Below are 18119 nucleotides of genomic sequence, written 5' to 3' on the forward strand. Positions count from 1 at the left end.
CCAGCGCCGCCGCCGCCGGCGCGGTCTGGATGCCAAACCCGCCCTGGCCGGCGCACCAGAAGAAGCCGGGCACCCGCGGGTCATGGCCATAGACCGGCACGCGGTCGGGTGCGAAGCTGCGCAGCCCCGCCCAGCGCCGCTCGACCGCCGCGACCCGCCAGTCGACCACCTGCTCGAAGCGATCGATCGCGATCGCTACATCCAGCTCCTCCGGCGCGGCGTCGCAGGGGTCGGTCGCGGTCTCGTCGTGGGGCGACAGCCACAGCCGCCCGCCGGCCTCGGGCTTGAAGTAGAAGCGGCCGGCGATGTCGGCGACGTGCGGCACGTCGGCGGCGACCGGCGGATCGGTGCGTAGCTGCGCGATCGTCCGGCGATAGGCGCGGATGCCGAGCGGCGCGACGCCGCAACGCTGCGCGACGGTGTCGGCCCAGGCACCGGCGGCATCGACGATCAGCCTCGCCGCGATCGGGCCGGCCTTGCCGCCGTCGATCCGCCAGACGCCGTCGCGCCGCGCCGCGCCCTCCAGACTGGCGTCGGTCAGCAGGTGCGCGCCATGGCGGCGTGCGGTCGCAAGCGCGTCGGCATGGAGCGCGGCGACGTCGATATAGGCGCAGCTGCCTTCCCACACTCCATGCACCCATTGGGGCCGGAGCCCCGGCACCAGCGCAGCCGGGTCGCAGCGCCGGAGCGCCACCGGGCTGTCGGCAAAGGCGGCGAGGAACGCGTCGATCGCCGGCTCGTCCTCCGCCCGGCCGATATGGAGCGAGCCGAGCGGCTGGAGATAGCCGCCGGTTTGCAAGGCCGCACCCGAGGCGGTGGTCAGCGGCTGGATCGCCGTCCCGCCATAGGTCTCCGACCAGAACGCCGCGGAGCGGCCGGTGGCATGATAGCCGGGCGCGGCCTCTCCCTCCAGCAGCACCACGCTGGCATGGGGCGCGACCTCGGCGGCGAGGGTGGCACCGGCGATGCCGGCTCCGACGATGGCGATGTCGTAGGTCATGGGCGCGCTCTCACGTCGAGGAAGGTGTCGATCGCCGCCAGTGCCCGGTCGCGCACCGGATCGGCCTCGCGCAGGATCTCATGCGCCGATTCGCGTCCGAACCTGATCAGCTCGCCGCGCGGCAGCCGGCGTGCCACCCTGATCGTCGCGCGCGGATCGACCAGTCCGTCGGCCTCGGCGACCAGCAGCAAGGTCGGCGTCGGCAGCGTGTCGAGCCGCGGATCGGCGACCAGCGCCCGCGTCGCCGCGAACGCTTCCGCCAACCAGCCCCAGCTCGGCGGCCCCAGTCGGATCGTCGGATTGCGCTCGTGCCACCAGCCCTCGTCGGCATAACGCGACGCGTCGCCGGTCAGGAGGTGACGGCGCGTGGCGAGCGACACCGGCTGCTTGCCGTCCCGCCACGCCGGGGTGGCCGGGTCGCGATAGCGCACCATCCACCCGGCGATGCGCGCGCCGAGCCGCTCGCCGACCGGCGAGCGCAGCCCCAGCATTGGCGCGACCAGCACCGCCGCGTCGGGGTCGATCGCGCCCTCCACCATCGCCCGCAACGCCAGATAGCCGCCCATCGAATGGCCGATGATCCCCCGCGGCCCGTCGCCCGCCGCCGACCAGTCGCGCCACAGCGCCGCCAGGTCGGCGATCCAGGGGGTGAAGTCGTCGGCATGGCCGACATGCGGGTCGGCACTGAGCCGTCCCGAACCGCCCTGTCCGCGCCAGTCGAACGCGGTGATCGACCAGCCCTGGCGATGGAAGTGGCCGAACGTCTCCAGATGCTTCTCGATCGGGTCGCCGCGGCCGCCCTGGATCATCAGCCGCCCGCGTCCTCGCGAGTTGGGCCAGTCGAACCGGCGCAGCGGCCAGCCGTCAGGGGCGGTCCAGGTCGAGAGCGTCGCCGCATCGGGAACGGCGCGGCGAATGGGATCGGGTTGGGTCATCGGACGGCATGGTTACGGTTTGGCAAGGCATCGCGTCTAGCACAGCGGCATGGCTGGGGGACATGCGCCATTGCTGTTGCTGATGCTGCTCGCCGGGCTGTTGCTCGCCGCGGGGCTGGAGGACGTGCGCTCGCGGGAGATCGCCAACCGCAAGAACGCGGCAATCGCCCTGCTCGCGCCGCTCTGGTGGTGGGCCAATCACCTGTCGCTGTGGCCCGACATCGCCCTGCAGGTTGCGATGGCGACGGCGGTGTTCGCGCTGTTTGCCGGCGCGTTCGCGGCCGGCTGGATGGGAGGCGGCGACGTTAAGATGATCGGCGCGCTGGCCTTGTGGCTACCGGTCGGCAGCTTGCTGCAGATGCTGATGACGATGTCGGTCGTCGGCGGCGGCGTGACGCTGGCGATGCTGATCGAGACGCGGCTGCGCCGGGGCGGCGGCCCCGGCGAGCCGCTGCCGATCGAGGTGCCGTACGGGGTCGCGATCGCGATCGCCGGGCTGCTCGCACTACCGCGAACAGGTTTTTAACCATTTGCCGCGCATCTTCGGGTCCACGCTAACGGGCCGCGCTGGAAAGGCTGATCAGGGTCATGGATAGTCGCAAGATCATATTGCTGGCCGGCGCGCTGGTCGTCGCGGCGATCACCGCCTTCATGGCGCGGTCGCTGCTGATCGGCAGCGGCTCGCCGCAGGCGGTCGCGATGGGAATGCCCGCAGCCCCGATCGACGGCCCCGAAGTGCTGGTCGCCACCCGTGCGCTGCCGGTCGGCACCATCCTCGACGCCACCGCGCTGAAGTTCCAGCCCTGGCCCAAGGAGCTGGTCGACGGGGCCTATTACCTCAAGGACAAGACCGACCTGCATTCGCTGCAGGGCACCGTCGTGCGCAACGCGATCACCGCGGGGCAGCCGATCACCCAGGGCGCGCTGGTCAAGCCCGGCGACCGCGGCTTCCTCGCCGCCGCGCTCGGTCCGGGGATGCGTGCCGTCACCTTCCCCGTGTCGACGCAGAGCGCGGTCGCGGGTTTCGTGTTTCCGGGCGACCGCATCGACCTGGTGCTGACTCAGAGCGTCGCCGGCGGCGGCGACGGCCAGCCGCTCAAGGTGTCGGAGACGATCATGCGCAACGTGCGCGTCCTCGCCACCGACCAGCGCACCGACAACACCACCGACGAGGCGGGCAAGACGGTCGTCAAGACCTTCGGCTCGGTCACCGTCGAGGCGACGCCCAAGCTCGCCGAGCAGCTCGCCGTGGCGCAGACGCTGGGCAGCATCTCGCTGTCGCTGCGCAGCCTTGCCGACAATTCGAGCGAGCTGGAACAGGCGATCGCGTCCGGCGCGGTCCACGTGCCCGAGGGGACCTCGCCCAAGGCCGAGAAGGCGATGCTGGCGCAGATCGCCCGGCAGCCGCAGGTCGGCGAGACCACCTTCGCCACCGGTGCCGACGTATCGCGCTTCGCCCGTCGCTCGGTGCCGAGCAAGCCCGATGGCGGCATCGGCATCCCAATGGGCGGCAGCGGACCGGCCGACGGCACCCTGACCGCGCGGGTCAAGGACGCCAAGGAGGCGATGGTCGAGGTCGGCCCCGTCATCCGGATCGCGCGCGGCGCTGCCATCACTGTAGTTCCCGTGGGGGGAAAGAACTGACATGACACGCAAGCTCACCTTGATCGGCCTGCCGTTGGTGGCGCTGCCGACGCTGCTCGCCGCAGCGCCGCAGCACTCGTCAGCCCGGCACCCGGCCATCGCCCACTCGGCCAAGCGTCCCACCGTGCACTTGGCGTCGCGGCCGATCGGCACGGTTCAGCCGACAACCGAAGTCATGCTGTCGACCGGTCAGGGCGAACTGATCAACCTGCCTGCCGACGTCAGCGACGTCTGGGTGTCCAACCCCGCCGCCGCCGACGTCTACATGAGCAGCCCGCACCAGATCCATCTGCTGGGCAAGGATTTCGGCGAAGCGACGCTGTTCGCGACCGACGCGAAGGGAGCGGTGATCTACGCCGCCAACATCCGCGTCGCGCAGAACCTGACGTCGATCGACCGCATGATCAAGCTGGCGATGCCGGATGCGGACATCCGCGTCACCACCGTCGGGCAGATCGCGGTCATCACCGGCACCGTGCAGTCGCCCGCCGAAAGCGCCCAGGCCGAGCAGCTGATCACCGCCGTGCTCAACCCCGGCGTCAAGCCCGGGCCCGACGCACAGCTCAAGATCGGCGTCATCAATCGCCTGAAGACCGCGACGCCGCTCCAGGTGATGCTGCAGGTGCGCATCTCCGAAGTCAGCCGCAGTTTCGTCAAGAACATCGGCGCCAACCTGCAGAACCGCGCGATCGGCAACGGCGCGCTGCTCAGCATTGCGCAGGGCCGGCAGGGCACGATCTCGACTACGCCAGGCACGCCGCCTGCCGGGTACATCAACGGAGCGCCCGTCGACGCCCTCGGCGTGCCCGTCCCGATCGCGGCCAATGGGCTGCTGCCGGGGCAGACGCAGCTCACCCAGCCTGCGCAGAACGGATCAAGCGCGCTGATCGGCCTGGCCGGTCACGCGCTGGGCATGGACCTGCTAGGCTCGCTCGATCTGGGCGAGACCATCGGCCAGGTGTCGACGCTCGCCAACCCAAACCTGACCGCGCTGTCCGGCGAGACCGCGACCTTCCTGGTCGGCGGCGAAATCCCGATCCCGATCAGCCAGGGCCTTGGCGCTGTCTCGGTCGAGTATAAGCAATACGGCATCAGCCTCGCCTTCACGCCGACGGTCCTGGCCGACGGCCGCATTTCGCTGCGCGTCCGCCCCGAAGTGTCGGAGCTGAGCTCGGCCGGCGCGGTGCAGCTGAACGGCACCACCATCCCTGCGCTCACCACAAGGCGCGTCGAGACCAGCGCCGAGCTCGGCTCGGGGCAGAGCATGATGATCGGTGGCCTGCTGCAGAACAGCCACAACAATTCGATCCAGAAGACCCCCGGCCTTGGCGACGTGCCGGTGCTGGGCGCGCTGTTCCGCTCCAACGGCTGGCAGCGTAACGAGACTGAGCTGGTGATCGTCATCACCCCCTATCTGGTAAAGCCGGTCAACAACCAGGCCGACATCGCCCTGCCGACCGATGGCGAGAAGGCCCCAACCGACCTGCAGCGCGTGTTCCTCGGCGAACTCGGCAGCGGCACCACCGGCGGCAAGCGGCCGGTGCCGACCATGGCACCGATGCCCGCCGCCACGCAGGCGATCGGCGCTGCCGCTCCGGTCCAGCCGACACCGACGCCGCTCGCTGCCGCAAGCCCTGAGCCGCGCCTGCCCAAGAAGCAGGGCAAGGGCGAGGCCGCGGCCACCCCCGGCTTCTCCAACTGATCCGTCATTCAAGGACCGCCCTCGCAATGACCAAGCATCTCCTCCTCACCGCCCTCGCCCCGGCGCTGCTCCTCGGCGGCTGCATGGGCACCGAAAACCGCGGCCTCGAATCGGTGCACCAGCCGGTCGTCAGCCGCAGCGACTATCTGCTCGATCTCGCGACCGCGCCCGGCGGGCTGTCGAGCGGCGAGACGCAGCGGCTGGCCGGCTGGATGGATTCGATGCACCTCGGCTATGGCGACCATGTCGCGATCGACGACCCCGCCGGCGATCCCCGCGCCCATGCCGCCGTCGCCGCGATTGTCGCGCGCCACGGCCTCCTGCTGACCGCCGACGTCCCCGTCACCGGCGCACCGGTGACGCCGGGCACGGTGCGCGTCGTCATCAGCCGGATGCACGCGCATGTGCCGGGCTGCCCCGACTGGAGCCGCAACGAGAGCAGCGAGTTCAACAGCAACACCTCGTCCAATCAGGGTTGCGCGATCAACTCCAACCTGGCCGCGATGATCGCCGACCCGGCCGATCTCGTGCGCGGCCAGCCCGGCAGCGGCACCAACGATCCCGCCACCAGCTATCGAGCGATCGACGCCTATCGCAAGGCGGCTCCCACCGGTGCCGGCAACACCGTCAAGGCCCAAGGCACCGGAGGCAAATAGGCCATGAACGCACCCTGGAAACCCGCCAGCCTCGCCACGCGCGATCCGTTCGTCGCATTCGTCTGCGACGAGACGACCGCCGAGGCGATCCGGCCGATCGCCGCCGAACTCGGCTGGTCGCCCGACAAGGTCAACAAGGGCGGCCTGCGCAACGCCGTCCAGTCGCTGTCGGTGTCGGCGAGCCCGCACATCCTGTTCGTCGACCTGTCGGAGTCGGGCGATCCGCTCAACGACATCAACGGCCTGGCCGAAGTCTGCGAGCCCGGCACCGTCGTGATCGCACTCGGCCAAGTCAATGACGTGCGGCTGTACCGCGACCTCGTCGCGAGCGGCATCCACGATTACCTGCTGAAGCCGGTCAATCCCGACATGCTGCGCGACGCGTTCGGCGCGGCGCAGGCGATGCTCAACGCGCCCAAGCAGGTCGAGGCGTCGGTCGACCGGCCGCATCGCTCGGTGGCGGTGATCGGCACCCGCGGCGGCGTCGGCGCATCCACGGTCGCGACCTCGCTGGCATGGCTGATGAGCGACAAACAGGGCCAGTCGACCGCATTGCTCGACCTCGACGTGCATTTCGGCACCGGCGCGCTGGCGCTCGACCTCGAACCGGGCCGCGGCCTGACCGACGCGATCGAGAACCCCAGCCGCATCGACGGACTGTTCATCGAGCGCGCCATGGTCAAGGCGTCGGAGAAGCTCGCGGTGCTCAGCGCCGAAGCGCCGATCAACTCGCCGATGATGACCGACGGCTCCGCCTTCTACCAGCTGCAGGAGGAGATGCGCGCCGCGTTCGAGTGCACGGTCGTCGACCTGCCGCGCGGAATGCTCGTGCAGCACCCGCACCTGATCGCCGACGTCCAGATCGCGGTGATTGTCACCGAACTGACGCTGGCCGCCGCGCGCGACACGATCCGCATCCTGTCATGGATGAAGAGCAACGCGCCGGGTACGCGGGTCTTCCTGCTCGCCAACCGCATCCACCCCGGCGCGCAGCTGGAGATCAGCCGCAAGGATTTCGAGGGCTCGATCGAGCGCAAGATCGATGTCTCGGTGCCGTTCGACCAGAAGCTGGCCGCGCAGGCGGCCAAGCTGGGCAAGCCGCTGGCGGAAGCCGGCAAGAACAGCAAGACGGTCGCCCCGATCCTCGACCTCTCCGCCAAGCTGGCGGCGTTCGACGAGGACGACGCCCCCAATCCCGCCGGACCGGCGAAGAAGGGCGACTCGCTGATGGGCAAGCTCGACCTCAAGGGGTTGATCGGCAAGCGCGGCGGCAAGGTGTCCAAGTGACCGGCTCAGCATCGGAGGGATGATCGCACCATGCCGATGATCCTGATCGTGATGACCGGCAGCCTGGTGATGATCGGGCTGCTGCTGTTCGCCTTTGCCGGCCCGTCGGCGGCGAAGGCGGGCAGCCGGCGGCTGTCGTCGGTGCGAGATCGCCACCGCGAAGGCGTCGTCGCCGAGGCTCAGATGCGCCGCATCGCCACCAACCGGCAGACGCGTAGCGACGCGGCGTTCGGCCGCATCCTCCCCAATCCGGCGCTGCTGGCCAAGCGGCTGGCGATGACCGGCAAGGACTGGACGGTCAGCAATTATGGCACCGCCTCGGCCGGCCTGCTGGCGTTTACGTTCCTGGCGTTGATGCTGAAGGGCGCGCCGGCATTGCTGGCGCTGTTCCTCGGCACCATGGTCGGTATCGGCCTGCCTCACTTCGTCGTCGGCTTCTTCATCAAGCGGCGGATCGCGAAGTTCACCGCGCGGTTCCCCGACGCGATCGATCTGCTGGTGCGCGGGCTGCGTTCGGGCCTGCCGATCAGCGAGACGATGGCGGTGGTCGGCCATGAGCTGGACGGCCCGGTCGGCGTCGAGTTCCGCAGCATATCCGACAAGATGAGGATCGGCCGCACCATGGACGCGGCGCTGCAGGAGACCGCGGACCGGCTCGGCACGCCCGAGTTCCAGTTCTTTGTCATCACCATCGCCATCCAGCGCGAGACCGGCGGCAACTTGGCCGAGACGCTCTCCAACCTTGCCAGCGTGCTCCGGATGCGTGGTCAGATGAAGCTGAAGATCAAGGCGATGTCGTCCGAATCCAAGGCGTCGGCGTACATCGTCGGCGCGCTGCCGTTCATCGTCTTCATCATGATCTGGTGGATCAGCGCCGATTATATGCAGCGCTTCTTCATCGACCAGCGGCTGATCGTCGCCGGCCTTGGCGGGTTGCTGTGGATGGGCATCGGTGGCTTCATCATGGCCAAGATGGTCAGCTTCGAGATCTGATGATGAACCAGGCCGCTGCCATCCACCACCCCAGCCTGCTCGGGATCGACGTCGTCACCGTCGCGACCTTCCTGTCCGGCGTGGCGGCGTTCATGATCCTGTTCGCCATCTATACCGCGACGACCTCGCGCGACCCGATGACGAAGCGCGTCAAGGCGCTCAACGACCGGCGCGAGCAGCTCAAGGCGGGCATCACCGCCTCGACCAAGCGCCGCGCCAAGCTGGTGCAGCGCAACGACACCGCCGACCGAATGAAGGTGCTGCTGTCGAACCTCAAGGTCCTGCAGGACAGCCAGCTCAAGGTCGCGCAGGTCAAGCTGATGCAGGCCGGCATCCGCTCCAAGGAATGGGCGGTTGGGGTGATCTTCGGCCGCATGGTGCTGCCGATCGTGTTCGGCGCGTTCATCCTGTGGCTGGTCTATTATGTCGATTACTTCCCGACCTGGGGCCCGCTGAAGCGTTACGGCCTGGTCGCGATGACGTTCGTGCTGGCCTACAAGGCTCCGGACATCTTCCTCAACAACAAGATCACCAAGCGCAGCCATGCGATCCGCAAGGGCCTGCCCGATGCGCTCGACCTCTTGGTCATCTGCGCCGAGGCGGGGCTGACCGTCGACGCCGCCTTCCACCGGGTCGCGCGCGAGCTGGGGCGCGCCTATCCCGAGCTCGGCGACGAGTTCTCGCTGACCGCGATCGAGCTGGGCTTCCTCAGCGATCGGCGTCAGGCGTTCGAGAACCTCGCCATGCGGGTAAAGCTCGACGCGGTGAAGGGCGTCGTCACCACCATGATCCAGACCGAGAAATACGGAACGCCTTTGGCCAGCGCGCTGCGTGTGCTGTCGGCGGAGTTCCGCAACGAGCGCATGATGCGCGCCGAGGAGAAGGCGGCGCGGCTGCCGGCGATCATGACCATTCCGCTAATCCTGTTCATCCTGCCGGTGCTGTTCATCGTCATCCTGGGCCCGGCAAGCTGCTCGATCAGCGACGCGTTCAAGGGCGGGATCTGAGCCGGGGGCCGCAGATCAGCCAAAGTTGATCTGCGGCCCCGACTGACGACGCGGCCTTGCCGCGTCAGGCCATCACCCCGCCAGCTTGCCGGCAACCGTGGCAATGCGCTGGCCCTGGTAGCGCGCGCCCGCCAGTTCCAGCTCATGCGGCTGGCGGCTGCCATCGCCGGACGCGATCGTGGTCGCACCGTAAGGCGTGCCGCCCAGCACCTCGTCGACGCCCATCTGGCCCTTGAAGCCATAGTCGAGCCCGACAATCACCATGCCGTGATGGATCAGGTTGGTCAGGATCGAGAACAGGGTCGTCTCCTGCCCGCCATGCTGGCTGGCGGTCGAGACGAACGCACCGCCCACCTTGCCGACCAGCGCGCCCTGCATCCACAACCCGCCGGTGGTGTCCCAGAACGCGGCCATCTGCCCTGGCATCCGGCCATAGCGGGTCGGCGAACCGACAATGATCGCGTCATAACCGGCGAGCGCATCGGGGCCCTCGATGAGCGGATGCGCGGTATCGGTCTTGAAATGCGCGCCCTGGACGATCTCGTCGGGCGCGGTTTCGGCGACGCGGCGGATATCGACCTCCGCCCCCGCGGCGCGAGCGCCCTCGGCGACGGCATCGGCCATCTGTTCGACATGGCCGTAGGACGAGTAATAGAGAACGAGAACCTTGGTCATGGCACTTCCTTTCGTGATGTGATCAGTCGGCATCGACCAGAACGATCTCGGCGTCGTCGAGAGCCGTGATCGTGACGCTGCCGCCACCCGACAGCGCCGCCCCGTCGCGAGCGTCGAAACGCTCGCCGTCGATGGTGATCGCGCCGGTTGCCGGCACCAGATAGGCATGGCGACCCGCACCGACCTCATGGGTCAGGCTCTCGCCCGCCTTCAGCGTCGCGCCCAGCACTCGCGCATCGGCACGGATCGGCAAGGCGTCGGTATCCTCCGCGAACCCCGACGCCAGCGTCACCCAGCGGCCGGAGCGGTCGCCGCGCGGGAACGGCTTGGCTCCCCAGCCCGGCTCGCCGCCGCGCTCCCGCGGTTCGATCCAGATCTGGAACAGCGTCGTCGGCTCGGCCTCGCGGTTGAACTCGGCGTGGCGCACGCCCGAGCCGGCGCTCATCACCTGCACGTCGCCGGCTTCGGTACGCCCCTTGTTGCCCAGCGAGTCCTCATGGCTGATCGCGCCCGAGCGGACATAGGTGATGATCTCCATGTCGCGGTGCGGGTGCGCCGGAAAACCGCTGTTCGCCGCGATCGTGTCGTCGTTCCACACCCGGATCGCGCCCCAGCCCATCCGCGCGGGATCGTGATAACTGGAAAACGCAAAATGATTCCGCGCGTCGAGCCAGCCATGATTCGCATGGGCGAGGCTGGCGAACGGACGCCGTTCGATGGCGGTGCGGGTCATGGTGTCGGTGGTCATCGAAAGCCTCCAGCGGTGATCGTCTAGATAGGCGGTCGATGCGCAGCGTAAATGGAAACGCTGGAAACCGATCGTTTCGCTGGCTAAGCTGCCGCCATGCGCTTGCCCGATCTCGAAGCCTGGGCGATCTTCGCCGCGGTGGTCGAGCACCGCTCGTTCAGCGGTGCCGCCGATGCGATCGGGCTGAGCAAGGCGACGGTGTCCAAGGCGATCGCGCGGCTGGAGCGGCAACTCGGCCAGTCGCTGTTCCACCGAACCTCGCGCCGGCTGGCGCTGGCGGAGGCGGCGCGGCCGCTCGCCGAACGCGCCGCCCGCATCCTCGCCGAAGCGCGCGCGGCGGAGGAGGAGGCCAGGGATGCCGGCGTCGGCCTGGCCGGTCGCATCCGGATCGCGGCACCGCTCGGCTTCGGCGTCGTCAACGTCGCGCCGCTGCTCGCCGAGTTCCTCGCCGCGCATCCGGGCATCGAGATAGACCTGGACCTGTCCGACGCGCGAGTCGACATCGTCGCGCAAGGGTTCGACCTCGCGCTGCGCATCGCCGACCTGCCCGACAGCTCGTTGCGCAGCCGGCGGCTGTGCGGCGTGTCGGCCCATACGGTGGCATCCCCCGCCTATCTGGCGGCGCATGGCACTCCGGCGCATCCCAGCGAGCTGACGGGGCACCGGCTGCTCGCCTATGCCAACACCACTGGCCCCTGGCGCTTCCGCCGGTCCGGTGCCGCCGAGGAGGTGGCGGTGCGGCCGGAGGGGCCGCTGATCTCCAACAGCGGTGAGGCGCTGGTGCCGGCGCTGTTGGCGGGGCTAGGCATCGCGCGGCTGCCGGGCTTCGTCGTCGGCCGGCACCTGGCGGGCGGTGCGCTGGTGGCGATCCTTGGCGATTGGGAGCCGGCGGCGATCGGGCTGCATCTGCTGACGCCGCCCAGCCCGTTGCGGCCGGCGCGGGTAGAGGCGCTGATCGCCTTCCTGGCGCAACGCCTGCGCGATCCCTGTTCCGATCATCGGCTCGCAGATGCTGTGCACGCGCCTGCCGATCTGCCACCACCTGCCGATGGATGATTCGCCGCCGGCCAGCCCTCATTCGCGTCTGGCACCCGATGCTGACGATGCGCGCTTCGTCCGGCGAGTGCTGATCCTGCTGGTCGCGGCCGGCGTCACCGTGGCCGTGCTGCGCGCCAGCGACCTGCTGATCCTCGCCTTCGGCTCGATCCTGGGCGCGATCGTCATCCACGCCATCGCCGACCTGTATGCGGCGCGCCTGAAGGTCCCCGCCGGCCCGGCGCTGGGGCTCGGCATGGCGACGATGCTGGCGTTGCTGGGCTTTCTAGCCTGGCTGTTCGCGGTCGCGTTTCGCGATCAGGTGGCGTTGCTGGTCACCGAGGGACCGGCGATCGTCGCTCGCTTCGCGCAGCAGATGTCGGCCTCGCCGGTCGGGGCCAAGATCGTCTCCGCGGTCAAGGCGGCCTATGCGGGCTCGCAGGCGGCGCGCGACATTGGCGGGCTGGTCCGCGGCGGCGGCGAGATCGCGCTCAACTTCCTGATCCTGCTGTTCGGGGCATTCTTCTTCGCCGCCAACCCGGCGGTGTACGAGCGCGGCTTCCTGCTGCTGATTCCCCCGCCCAAGCGCGTAGCGGCGGAGGACGCGCTGTTCGACGTCGGCTCGACCCTCAAGCTCTGGCTGCGCGCGCAGTTGATCCAGATGACGACCATGGGCGTGCTGGTCGGCCTGGGCCTGTGGATCGCCGGCGTTCCGTCCGCGCCGGCGCTGGGCCTGCTGACCGGGCTGTCGGAGTTCATCCCCTATGTCGGCCCGATCGCCGCCATGGTGCCGGCGCTCGGGCTCGCCGCGACGCAAGGGTCCAACCCCGTGCTGTGGGTGCTGGCGGTGTTCGTCGGCGTGCGTATCGTCCAGTCCAACCTCATCACCCCGTTCGTCACCAGCAGCGTCATCTCGATCCCGCCGGCGGTGACGCTCTTCACCATCATCGGCATCGGTTACGTGTTCGGGCTGTTCGGGCTGTTCTTCTCCGCCGCGCTGCTGGTGGTGATCTTCACGCTGGTGCGCAGCGTCTATCTGCGCGAGGTGTTGGGCGAGCCGATCCCGCTCTCGCCGCACGAACCGCTTCCTCTCGCCGCCCGCGACTCGCGCTGACTCCTGGCTTAATCGTAAATTAACCTTTTGCGTTCAGACGGTGTTTGGTTAATGAATCCGGTCCGCCCGGCGCACGAGGGGTGCGTTGGCAGGCGGCGAACGGGGGACAGACGATGCGCGTGCTGCTGATCGAGGACGAACCCACCACGGCCAAGGCCATCGAGCTGATGCTCACGACCGAGGGGTTCAACGTCTACACGACCGACCTCGGCGAGGAGGGTCTCGATCTCGGCAAGCTCTACGACTACGACATTATCCTGCTCGACCTCAACCTGCCGGACATGCACGGCTATGACGTCCTGAAGAAACTGCGCGTCTCGCGCGTCGCGACGCCGGTGCTGATCCTCAGCGGCATCAACGAGATGGACAGCAAGGTCCGCTCCTTCGGCTTTGGGGCCGACGACTATGTCACTAAGCCTTTCCACCGCGAGGAACTGGTCGCCCGCATCCAGGCGGTCGTGCGCCGCTCCAAGGGTCATAGCCAGAGCGTCATTCGCACTGGCAAGCTGGCGGTCAATCTCGACGCCAAGACGGTCGAGGTCGATGGTGCCCGCGTCCATCTGACCGGCAAGGAATATGCGATGCTGGAGCTGCTGTCGCTGCGCAAGGGCACGACGCTGACCAAGGAGATGTTCCTTAACCACCTTTATGGCGGCATGGACGAGCCCGAGCTCAAGATCATCGACGTCTTCATCTGCAAGCTGCGCAAGAAACTCAGCCTCGCCTGCGACGGCGACAATTACATCGAGACCGTCTGGGGCCGCGGCTATGTGCTGCGCGAGCCCGACGACATGGTGGCCGCGGTCGCCTGATCCTTCCGACACGAACCCCGTTCAGGCGGGTAAGGGCCGCGGGCGTCGGGGGACGCTACCGCGGCTCTTTTCGTTCAGGTGTCAGACGGTGAAGCTCTCGCCGCAGCCGCACGCGCCCTTGGCGTTGGGGTTGGCGAAGACGAAGCCGGCGGTGAAGTCGTCCTCCACCCACTCCATGGTCGAACCGATCAGGTACAGGATCGAGCCGCCATCCACGAACAGCGTGCCGCCCGGCGTATCGATCCGCTCGTCGAACGGCTTGGCCTCCGCCACGTAATCGACCGAGTAGGCGAGCCCCGAACAGCCGCGCCGCGGCGTCGACAGCTTCACCCCGATCGCATCGGCCGGGGCGCGTGCCATCAGGTCGGCGATGCGGGCATGGGCACTCGGCGTCAGGTTGAGCGCGGCCGGGCGTGCGCGAGCGGTGGTGGCCATCACAGCATCCCCAGTTCGAGCTTGGCCTCATCGCTCATCTTCTGCGGGTCCCAGGGCGGATCCCAGACGAGGCTGACCTCCGCGTCGCGCACGCCCGGCACCGCGCCGACGCGCAGCTCGACCTCGGCCGGCATCGACTCCGCGACCGGGCAGTGCGGCGTCGTCAGCGTCATGGTGACATGGGCGTGGCCGTCGTCGGTCACCTCGACGCCATAGATCAGGCCGAGTTCGTAGATGTTGACCGGTATTTCGGGGTCGTAGATTTCCTTCAGCGCGTCGACCACGCCCTCGTACAGCGCGCCGCCCGGCTCGCCGGCGGCGGCACCCTGGGGCTGCTGGGCCAGGAAGCCGTCAAGATAGTCCCGCTTGCGGGCCAGGGTCTGAGCGGGCGTTTCCGCCTCTTCGACCCGTGCCTTGGGCGGCGCGGCGACGCTTTCCACCTGCTCGATCTCGAAATCGCTCATCCGAAAATCCCTATCCAAAAATCCGGGTCACTCGCTCAACGCCCTTCACCAACGCGGCGATGTCGGCGGGCCCGTTATACACGCCGAAGCTCGCCCGCGCCGTCGCCTCCACCCCCAGCGCGCTCATCAGCGGCTGGGCGCAATGGTGGCCGGCGCGGATCGCCACTTCGCCCTCGTCCAAGATGGTGGCGACGTCGTGCGGATGCACCCCCTCGACGACGAAGCTGACGATCCCGGCCGACTCCTCGGGCCCGAGCAGCCGCACCGTGTTGATCTGCCCCAGCGCATCGCGCGCCTCACGCACCAGCGCCGTCTCGTGCACGTGGATGCGCTCCAGCCCGATGCCATCCACATAGTCGATGGCCGCGTGCAGCCCGAGCGCGCCGACGATGTGCGGCGTCCCCGCCTCGAACCGGCCCGGCGGCGGCGCATAGGTGGTCGCCGCGAACGTCACCCGATCGATCATTGAGCCACCACCCTGCCACGGCGGCATCTGCTCCAGCAACGCCGCCCTGCCCCACAGCACGCCGATGCCGGTCGGGCCATAGAGCTTGTGCCCTGAAAAGACATAAAAGTCGCACCCGATCGCCGCCACGTCGACCGGCAGCCGTGGCACCGCCTGACACCCGTCGATCAGGATTTTCGCGCCGACGCCATGCGCCAGATCGGTTGCGCGCCTGGCGTCGAGCACCGAGCCGAGGACGTTGGAGACATGGCTCAGCGCCACCAGCTTGTGCGCCGGGGTCAGCATCCGCGCCATCGCGTCGAGGTCGATGCGCCCGTCCTGCGTCAGCGGCACGACATCGATCGCCGCACCAACCCGCTCAGCGGCCATCTGCCAGGGCACGATGTTGCTGTGATGCTCCAGCATCGACAACAGGATGCGGTCGCCGGCCTTGAGCTGCGTCCCAGCCCAGCATTGCGCGACGAGGTTGATCGCCTCGGTCGCGCCGCGCACGAACACGCAGTCGTCGGGTTGGCCGCCGATGAACCGCGCGACCCGCGCCCGCGCCGCCTCATAGGCGAGGGTCATGTCGGCGGAGCGCTGGTATACGCCGCGATGCACGGTGGCGTAGGTCTCGCCATAGCCGCGGGTGATCGCGTCGACCACGGCCTGCGGCTTCTGCGACGTGGCGGCGGTGTCGAGATAGGCCCAGCCGGCCGGGATCGCCGGGAAGTCGGCGACGACGTCGAGCGGGCGATCGGTGGTGATGACGCTCATAGTGCCTCCAACCACGCATCGGCATCCGCCACGAACGCCTCGCGCACTGCCTCATCGCCGATCCGCCCCAGCGCGTCGGCGACGAAGGCGCGGGTCAGCAGCGCGCGTGCGCGCGACGGCGCGATGCCGCGGCTTTCCATGTAGAACAGCGCGCGGGCGTCCAGCTCGCCGACGGTGGCACCATGGGCGCACTTCACGTCGTCGGCGAAGATTTCCAGCTCGGGCTTGAGGTTCACCGTCGCGGTACGCTGGAGCAGCAGGCCGCGCAGACTCTGCTCGCCATCGGTCTTCTGCGCATGGCGCGCGACCTCGACCGCGGCGGCAAGGCTGGCAGTGGAGCGATCGGCCGCGACCGCGCGCCAGAGCTGGTGCGACTGGCCATTGGGCTCGGCATGGTGGACGCGGATCGCACACTCCTGCTTCTGCTCACCGCGGGTCAGCAGCGCGCCGCCGATCTCGGCATAGCCGCCCTGCCCGACCCGCACCGCGCCATCGATCCGCGTGCCCGCGCCGCCTGCGCCGAGGAACACCGACACCAGACTGGCCCCGGCGCCCAGCACCGCCTCGTCACGCAGCGAGGTGAAGCCCGCACCCTGCAGCAGCCGCACCGAACGCATCAGCCGCGCCGCCGCGCCCAACTCGATCCGCGTCGCACGGTTGGTCCAGCCGCTGCCGACGAACGTCTCCACGACCTGAGCGACGGCATCGTCGGCCAGGACGATCTCCGCCGGCAGATGGTTCTCGCCGCCGGTGGCGATGTGGACGACCTGCACCGGATCGGCGGCGGCGTCCCTGGTCAGGCGCAGCGACCAGCCGCGACCATGCGCGCGCCGGCCGAGATGATGCTCGCCGGCGATGAGGTCGGCCATCGTCACCGGCCCAAGGCTGCTGCGCGCCTCGTCGAAGACGCCATCGACGAACAGCAGCCGCGCGCCCGGCAGGTCGAGGAACTCATGATCGAGAGCCGCAACCGGGGCCAGCGCCGCCGCCGCCGCCAGGCCGCCGAGGTCGGCCCAGCGCCACGCCTCGGCGCGGGTCGAGGGAAGGTCGAGCACGGCCATCGCCTAGGCCGCCACCGTCGCATAGCCTTCGCGCTCCAACTGGAGCGCCAGCTCCGCGCCGCCGGTGCGGGTGATCCGCCCGCCCTCCAGCACATGCACGAAGTCGGGCTTCACATAGTCGAGCAGCCGCTGGTAATGGGTGATAAGGATCACCGCCTTGTCGGGCGCGCGCATGATGCGGTTGATGCCGTCGCCGACAATGCGCAGCGCGTCAATGTCGAGGCCGCTGTCGGTCTCGTCCAGGATGGCGAGGCGCGGGTCGACCAGGCCCATCTGCACCATTTCGTTACGCTTCTTCTCGCCGCCGGAGAAGCCGACATTGACCGGACGCTTGAGCATTTCGGCATCCATCTCCAGCACCGCCGCCTCGGCACGGGCAAGCTTCAGGAACTCACCCCCCGACAGCGGCTTCTCATCGCGCGAGGCGCGCTGGGCGTTGAGCGCCTCGCGCAGGAACTGGACGTTGGAGACGCCGGGGATCTCGACCGGATACTGGAAGCCGAGAAAGAGCCCCGCCGCGGCGCGCTCGTGCGGCGCGAGGGTGAGAAGGTCGATCCCGTCCGCCTCACCACCCCCGCGCAGGCGGGGGCCGAGTTGCGAAGTTTCAGATTGGCGAGCACCGTCCTGCGTTGCCGCCTGCGCCGATACTGGGCCCCCGCCTTCGCGGGGGTGGAACAGGATGGAGCCCCCCGTCACCTCATACCCCGGCCGCCCGCCCAGCACATAGCCGAGCGTCGACTTGCCCGCGCCGTTCGGCCCCATGATCGCATGCACCTCACCCGCGTTGACGGTGAGCGAAAGGCCCTTGAGGATCGGCTTGCCGTCGATCTCGGCGTGGAGATTGTTGATGTGGAGCACGGCTACTTTCCGATGAAATGTTGAAGAGCGAACAGGATGCCGATCGTCGCGGCACCCTGTCCGACAACCCAGATGACCAGCCGCGCTTCCGTGCCCTTCAAGTCGCGCTGAACCTCCAACCGAAGCTTCTCGATATCGGCTTTCAGCTCCGCTTTGACCGCGTCGACATTCAACCGAAGAGCCTCAAGGTCGCGCTTGGTCGCCAGTTCCTCGTCGAACAAGCCAGCTAACGCTTCCGCCTGCTGATCATTGAAAGCTGGCTTCAGCTTGAGCACCTGCGCCATTGACATCATCGTTCCCCTTTACGAGCCGACTTGCCCGCGAGCGGCGGACGCTCCTTCCAGTCCTTCACAGCCCCTTCCCCGAGCACTGCCGCAGATACTGCGTCCGGAAATACGCCACCATGTCCTGCTCCGACCGGTCGAGGGCGCGGGCGTCGGTGAGCGCGCGGGTGCGTTCGTCCAGCGCCTC

The 18119-nt window shown here is 68.7% G+C and carries 20 protein-coding genes; 10 read left to right on the forward strand and 10 right to left on the reverse strand.

The annotated features are described in order from the left end of the window. Positions 1 to 1000 (reverse strand): NAD(P)/FAD-dependent oxidoreductase (locus HUU96_RS02480; RefSeq protein WP_174291284.1); only part of this gene is annotated, 1000 nt, incomplete at its 3' end. Next, positions 997 to 1935, reverse strand: coding sequence for an alpha/beta fold hydrolase (locus HUU96_RS02485; protein ID WP_174291285.1), 939 nt, complete (start codon positions 1933 to 1935; stop codon positions 997 to 999). The genes HUU96_RS02485 and HUU96_RS02480, both read right to left, overlap by 4 nt. A 49-nt stretch (positions 1936 to 1984) precedes the next feature. Between HUU96_RS02485 and HUU96_RS02490 the strand changes: the two genes are divergently transcribed. The 7 genes from HUU96_RS02490 (at position 1985) to HUU96_RS02520 (ending at position 9224) form a co-directional block, all read left to right on the forward strand. Beyond that, on the forward strand, positions 1985 to 2461 hold the full coding sequence (locus HUU96_RS02490; RefSeq protein WP_174291286.1) for an A24 family peptidase: 477 nt from the start codon (positions 1985 to 1987) through the stop codon (positions 2459 to 2461). A gap of 62 nt (positions 2462 to 2523) precedes the next feature. Next, complete coding sequence (gene cpaB / locus HUU96_RS02495; protein ID WP_174291287.1) at positions 2524 to 3579, forward strand: Flp pilus assembly protein CpaB; 1056 nt, start codon at positions 2524 to 2526, stop codon at positions 3577 to 3579. Position 3580: 1 nt separating this feature from the next. Further along, positions 3581 to 5281 carry a type II and III secretion system protein family protein gene (locus HUU96_RS02500; RefSeq protein ID WP_174291288.1) on the forward strand — a complete coding sequence of 567 codons (1701 nt, stop codon included), beginning with the start codon at positions 3581 to 3583 and terminating at the stop codon, positions 5279 to 5281. Positions 5282 to 5307: 26 nt separating this feature from the next. Next, positions 5308 to 5937 (forward strand): CpaD family pilus assembly protein, encoded by a 630-nt coding sequence (locus HUU96_RS02505; protein ID WP_174291289.1) that lies wholly within the window; start codon positions 5308 to 5310, stop codon positions 5935 to 5937. A 3-nt stretch (positions 5938 to 5940) separates the two neighbouring features. Next, positions 5941 to 7224: an AAA family ATPase gene (locus tag HUU96_RS02510; protein WP_174291290.1), complete on the forward strand. Its 1284-nt coding sequence runs from the start codon at positions 5941 to 5943 to the stop codon at positions 7222 to 7224. 30 nt (positions 7225 to 7254) lie between these two features. Then, positions 7255 to 8217 carry a type II secretion system F family protein gene (locus HUU96_RS02515; RefSeq protein WP_174291291.1) on the forward strand — a complete coding sequence of 321 codons (963 nt, stop codon included), beginning with the start codon at positions 7255 to 7257 and terminating at the stop codon, positions 8215 to 8217. Continuing rightward, on the forward strand, positions 8217 to 9224 hold the full coding sequence (locus tag HUU96_RS02520; RefSeq protein ID WP_174291292.1) for a type II secretion system F family protein: 1008 nt from the start codon (positions 8217 to 8219) through the stop codon (positions 9222 to 9224). The genes HUU96_RS02515 and HUU96_RS02520 overlap by 1 nt, the downstream gene beginning before the upstream one ends. A 72-nt stretch (positions 9225 to 9296) precedes the next feature. On the opposite strand, the gene wrbA is transcribed toward HUU96_RS02520, so the two are convergent. Continuing rightward, positions 9297 to 9899, reverse strand: a complete 603-nt coding sequence (wrbA, locus tag HUU96_RS02525) for an NAD(P)H:quinone oxidoreductase (RefSeq protein ID WP_174291293.1) — start codon at positions 9897 to 9899, stop codon at positions 9297 to 9299. A 22-nt stretch (positions 9900 to 9921) separates the two neighbouring features. Beyond that, positions 9922 to 10647, reverse strand: a complete 726-nt coding sequence (locus tag HUU96_RS02530) for a pirin family protein (RefSeq protein WP_174291294.1) — start codon at positions 10645 to 10647, stop codon at positions 9922 to 9924. 96 nt (positions 10648 to 10743) lie between these two features. Between HUU96_RS02530 and HUU96_RS02535 the strand changes: the two genes are divergently transcribed. The 3 genes from HUU96_RS02535 (at position 10744) to ctrA (ending at position 13608) form a co-directional block, all read left to right on the forward strand. Continuing rightward, entirely contained in the window at positions 10744 to 11703 is a 960-nt protein-coding gene (locus HUU96_RS02535; RefSeq protein ID WP_174291295.1) for a LysR family transcriptional regulator, read from the forward strand. Continuing rightward, positions 11657 to 12796, forward strand: coding sequence for an AI-2E family transporter (locus HUU96_RS02540; protein WP_368039726.1), 1140 nt, complete (start codon positions 11657 to 11659; stop codon positions 12794 to 12796). Before HUU96_RS02535 ends, HUU96_RS02540 begins: the two co-directional genes overlap by 47 nt. Positions 12797 to 12909: 113 nt before the next feature. Further along, positions 12910 to 13608 carry a response regulator transcription factor CtrA gene (gene ctrA / locus HUU96_RS02545; RefSeq protein ID WP_174291296.1) on the forward strand — a complete coding sequence of 233 codons (699 nt, stop codon included), beginning with the start codon at positions 12910 to 12912 and terminating at the stop codon, positions 13606 to 13608. 81 nt (positions 13609 to 13689) lie between these two features. Here ctrA and HUU96_RS02550 read toward each other — a convergent pair whose 3' ends face one another. Genes HUU96_RS02550 through HUU96_RS02575 form a run of 6 tightly spaced genes read right to left on the reverse strand, consistent with a single transcriptional unit; the run spans position 13690 to position 17932 of the window. After that, the gene (locus tag HUU96_RS02550; RefSeq protein WP_174291297.1) at positions 13690 to 14043 is read right to left on the reverse strand and encodes a HesB/IscA family protein; all 354 of its coding nucleotides are present in this window, start codon (positions 14041 to 14043) and stop codon (positions 13690 to 13692) included. After that, entirely contained in the window at positions 14043 to 14507 is a 465-nt protein-coding gene (locus HUU96_RS02555) for an SUF system Fe-S cluster assembly protein (RefSeq protein WP_174291298.1), read from the reverse strand. Before HUU96_RS02555 ends, HUU96_RS02550 begins: the two co-directional genes overlap by 1 nt. Positions 14508 to 14517: 10 nt before the next feature. Next, complete coding sequence (locus tag HUU96_RS02560; protein WP_174291299.1) at positions 14518 to 15729, reverse strand: cysteine desulfurase; 1212 nt, start codon at positions 15727 to 15729, stop codon at positions 14518 to 14520. Beyond that, the gene (locus tag HUU96_RS02565; RefSeq protein WP_174291300.1) at positions 15726 to 16790 is read right to left on the reverse strand and encodes a SufD family Fe-S cluster assembly protein; all 1065 of its coding nucleotides are present in this window, start codon (positions 16788 to 16790) and stop codon (positions 15726 to 15728) included. The genes HUU96_RS02560 and HUU96_RS02565 overlap by 4 nt, the downstream gene beginning before the upstream one ends. Positions 16791 to 16793: 3 nt before the next feature. Further along, positions 16794 to 17648: a Fe-S cluster assembly ATPase SufC gene (gene sufC / locus HUU96_RS02570; RefSeq protein ID WP_174291301.1), complete on the reverse strand. Its 855-nt coding sequence runs from the start codon at positions 17646 to 17648 to the stop codon at positions 16794 to 16796. A gap of 2 nt (positions 17649 to 17650) precedes the next feature. Beyond that, positions 17651 to 17932, reverse strand: coding sequence for a hypothetical protein (locus tag HUU96_RS02575; RefSeq protein WP_174291302.1), 282 nt, complete (start codon positions 17930 to 17932; stop codon positions 17651 to 17653). Between the last annotated feature and the right edge of the window lie 187 nt (positions 17933 to 18119).

It is taken from the genome of Sphingomonas bacterium, from assembly GCF_903644135.1.
In the GTDB taxonomy this organism is placed as follows: Bacteria; Pseudomonadota; Alphaproteobacteria; order Sphingomonadales; family Sphingomonadaceae; genus Sphingomonas.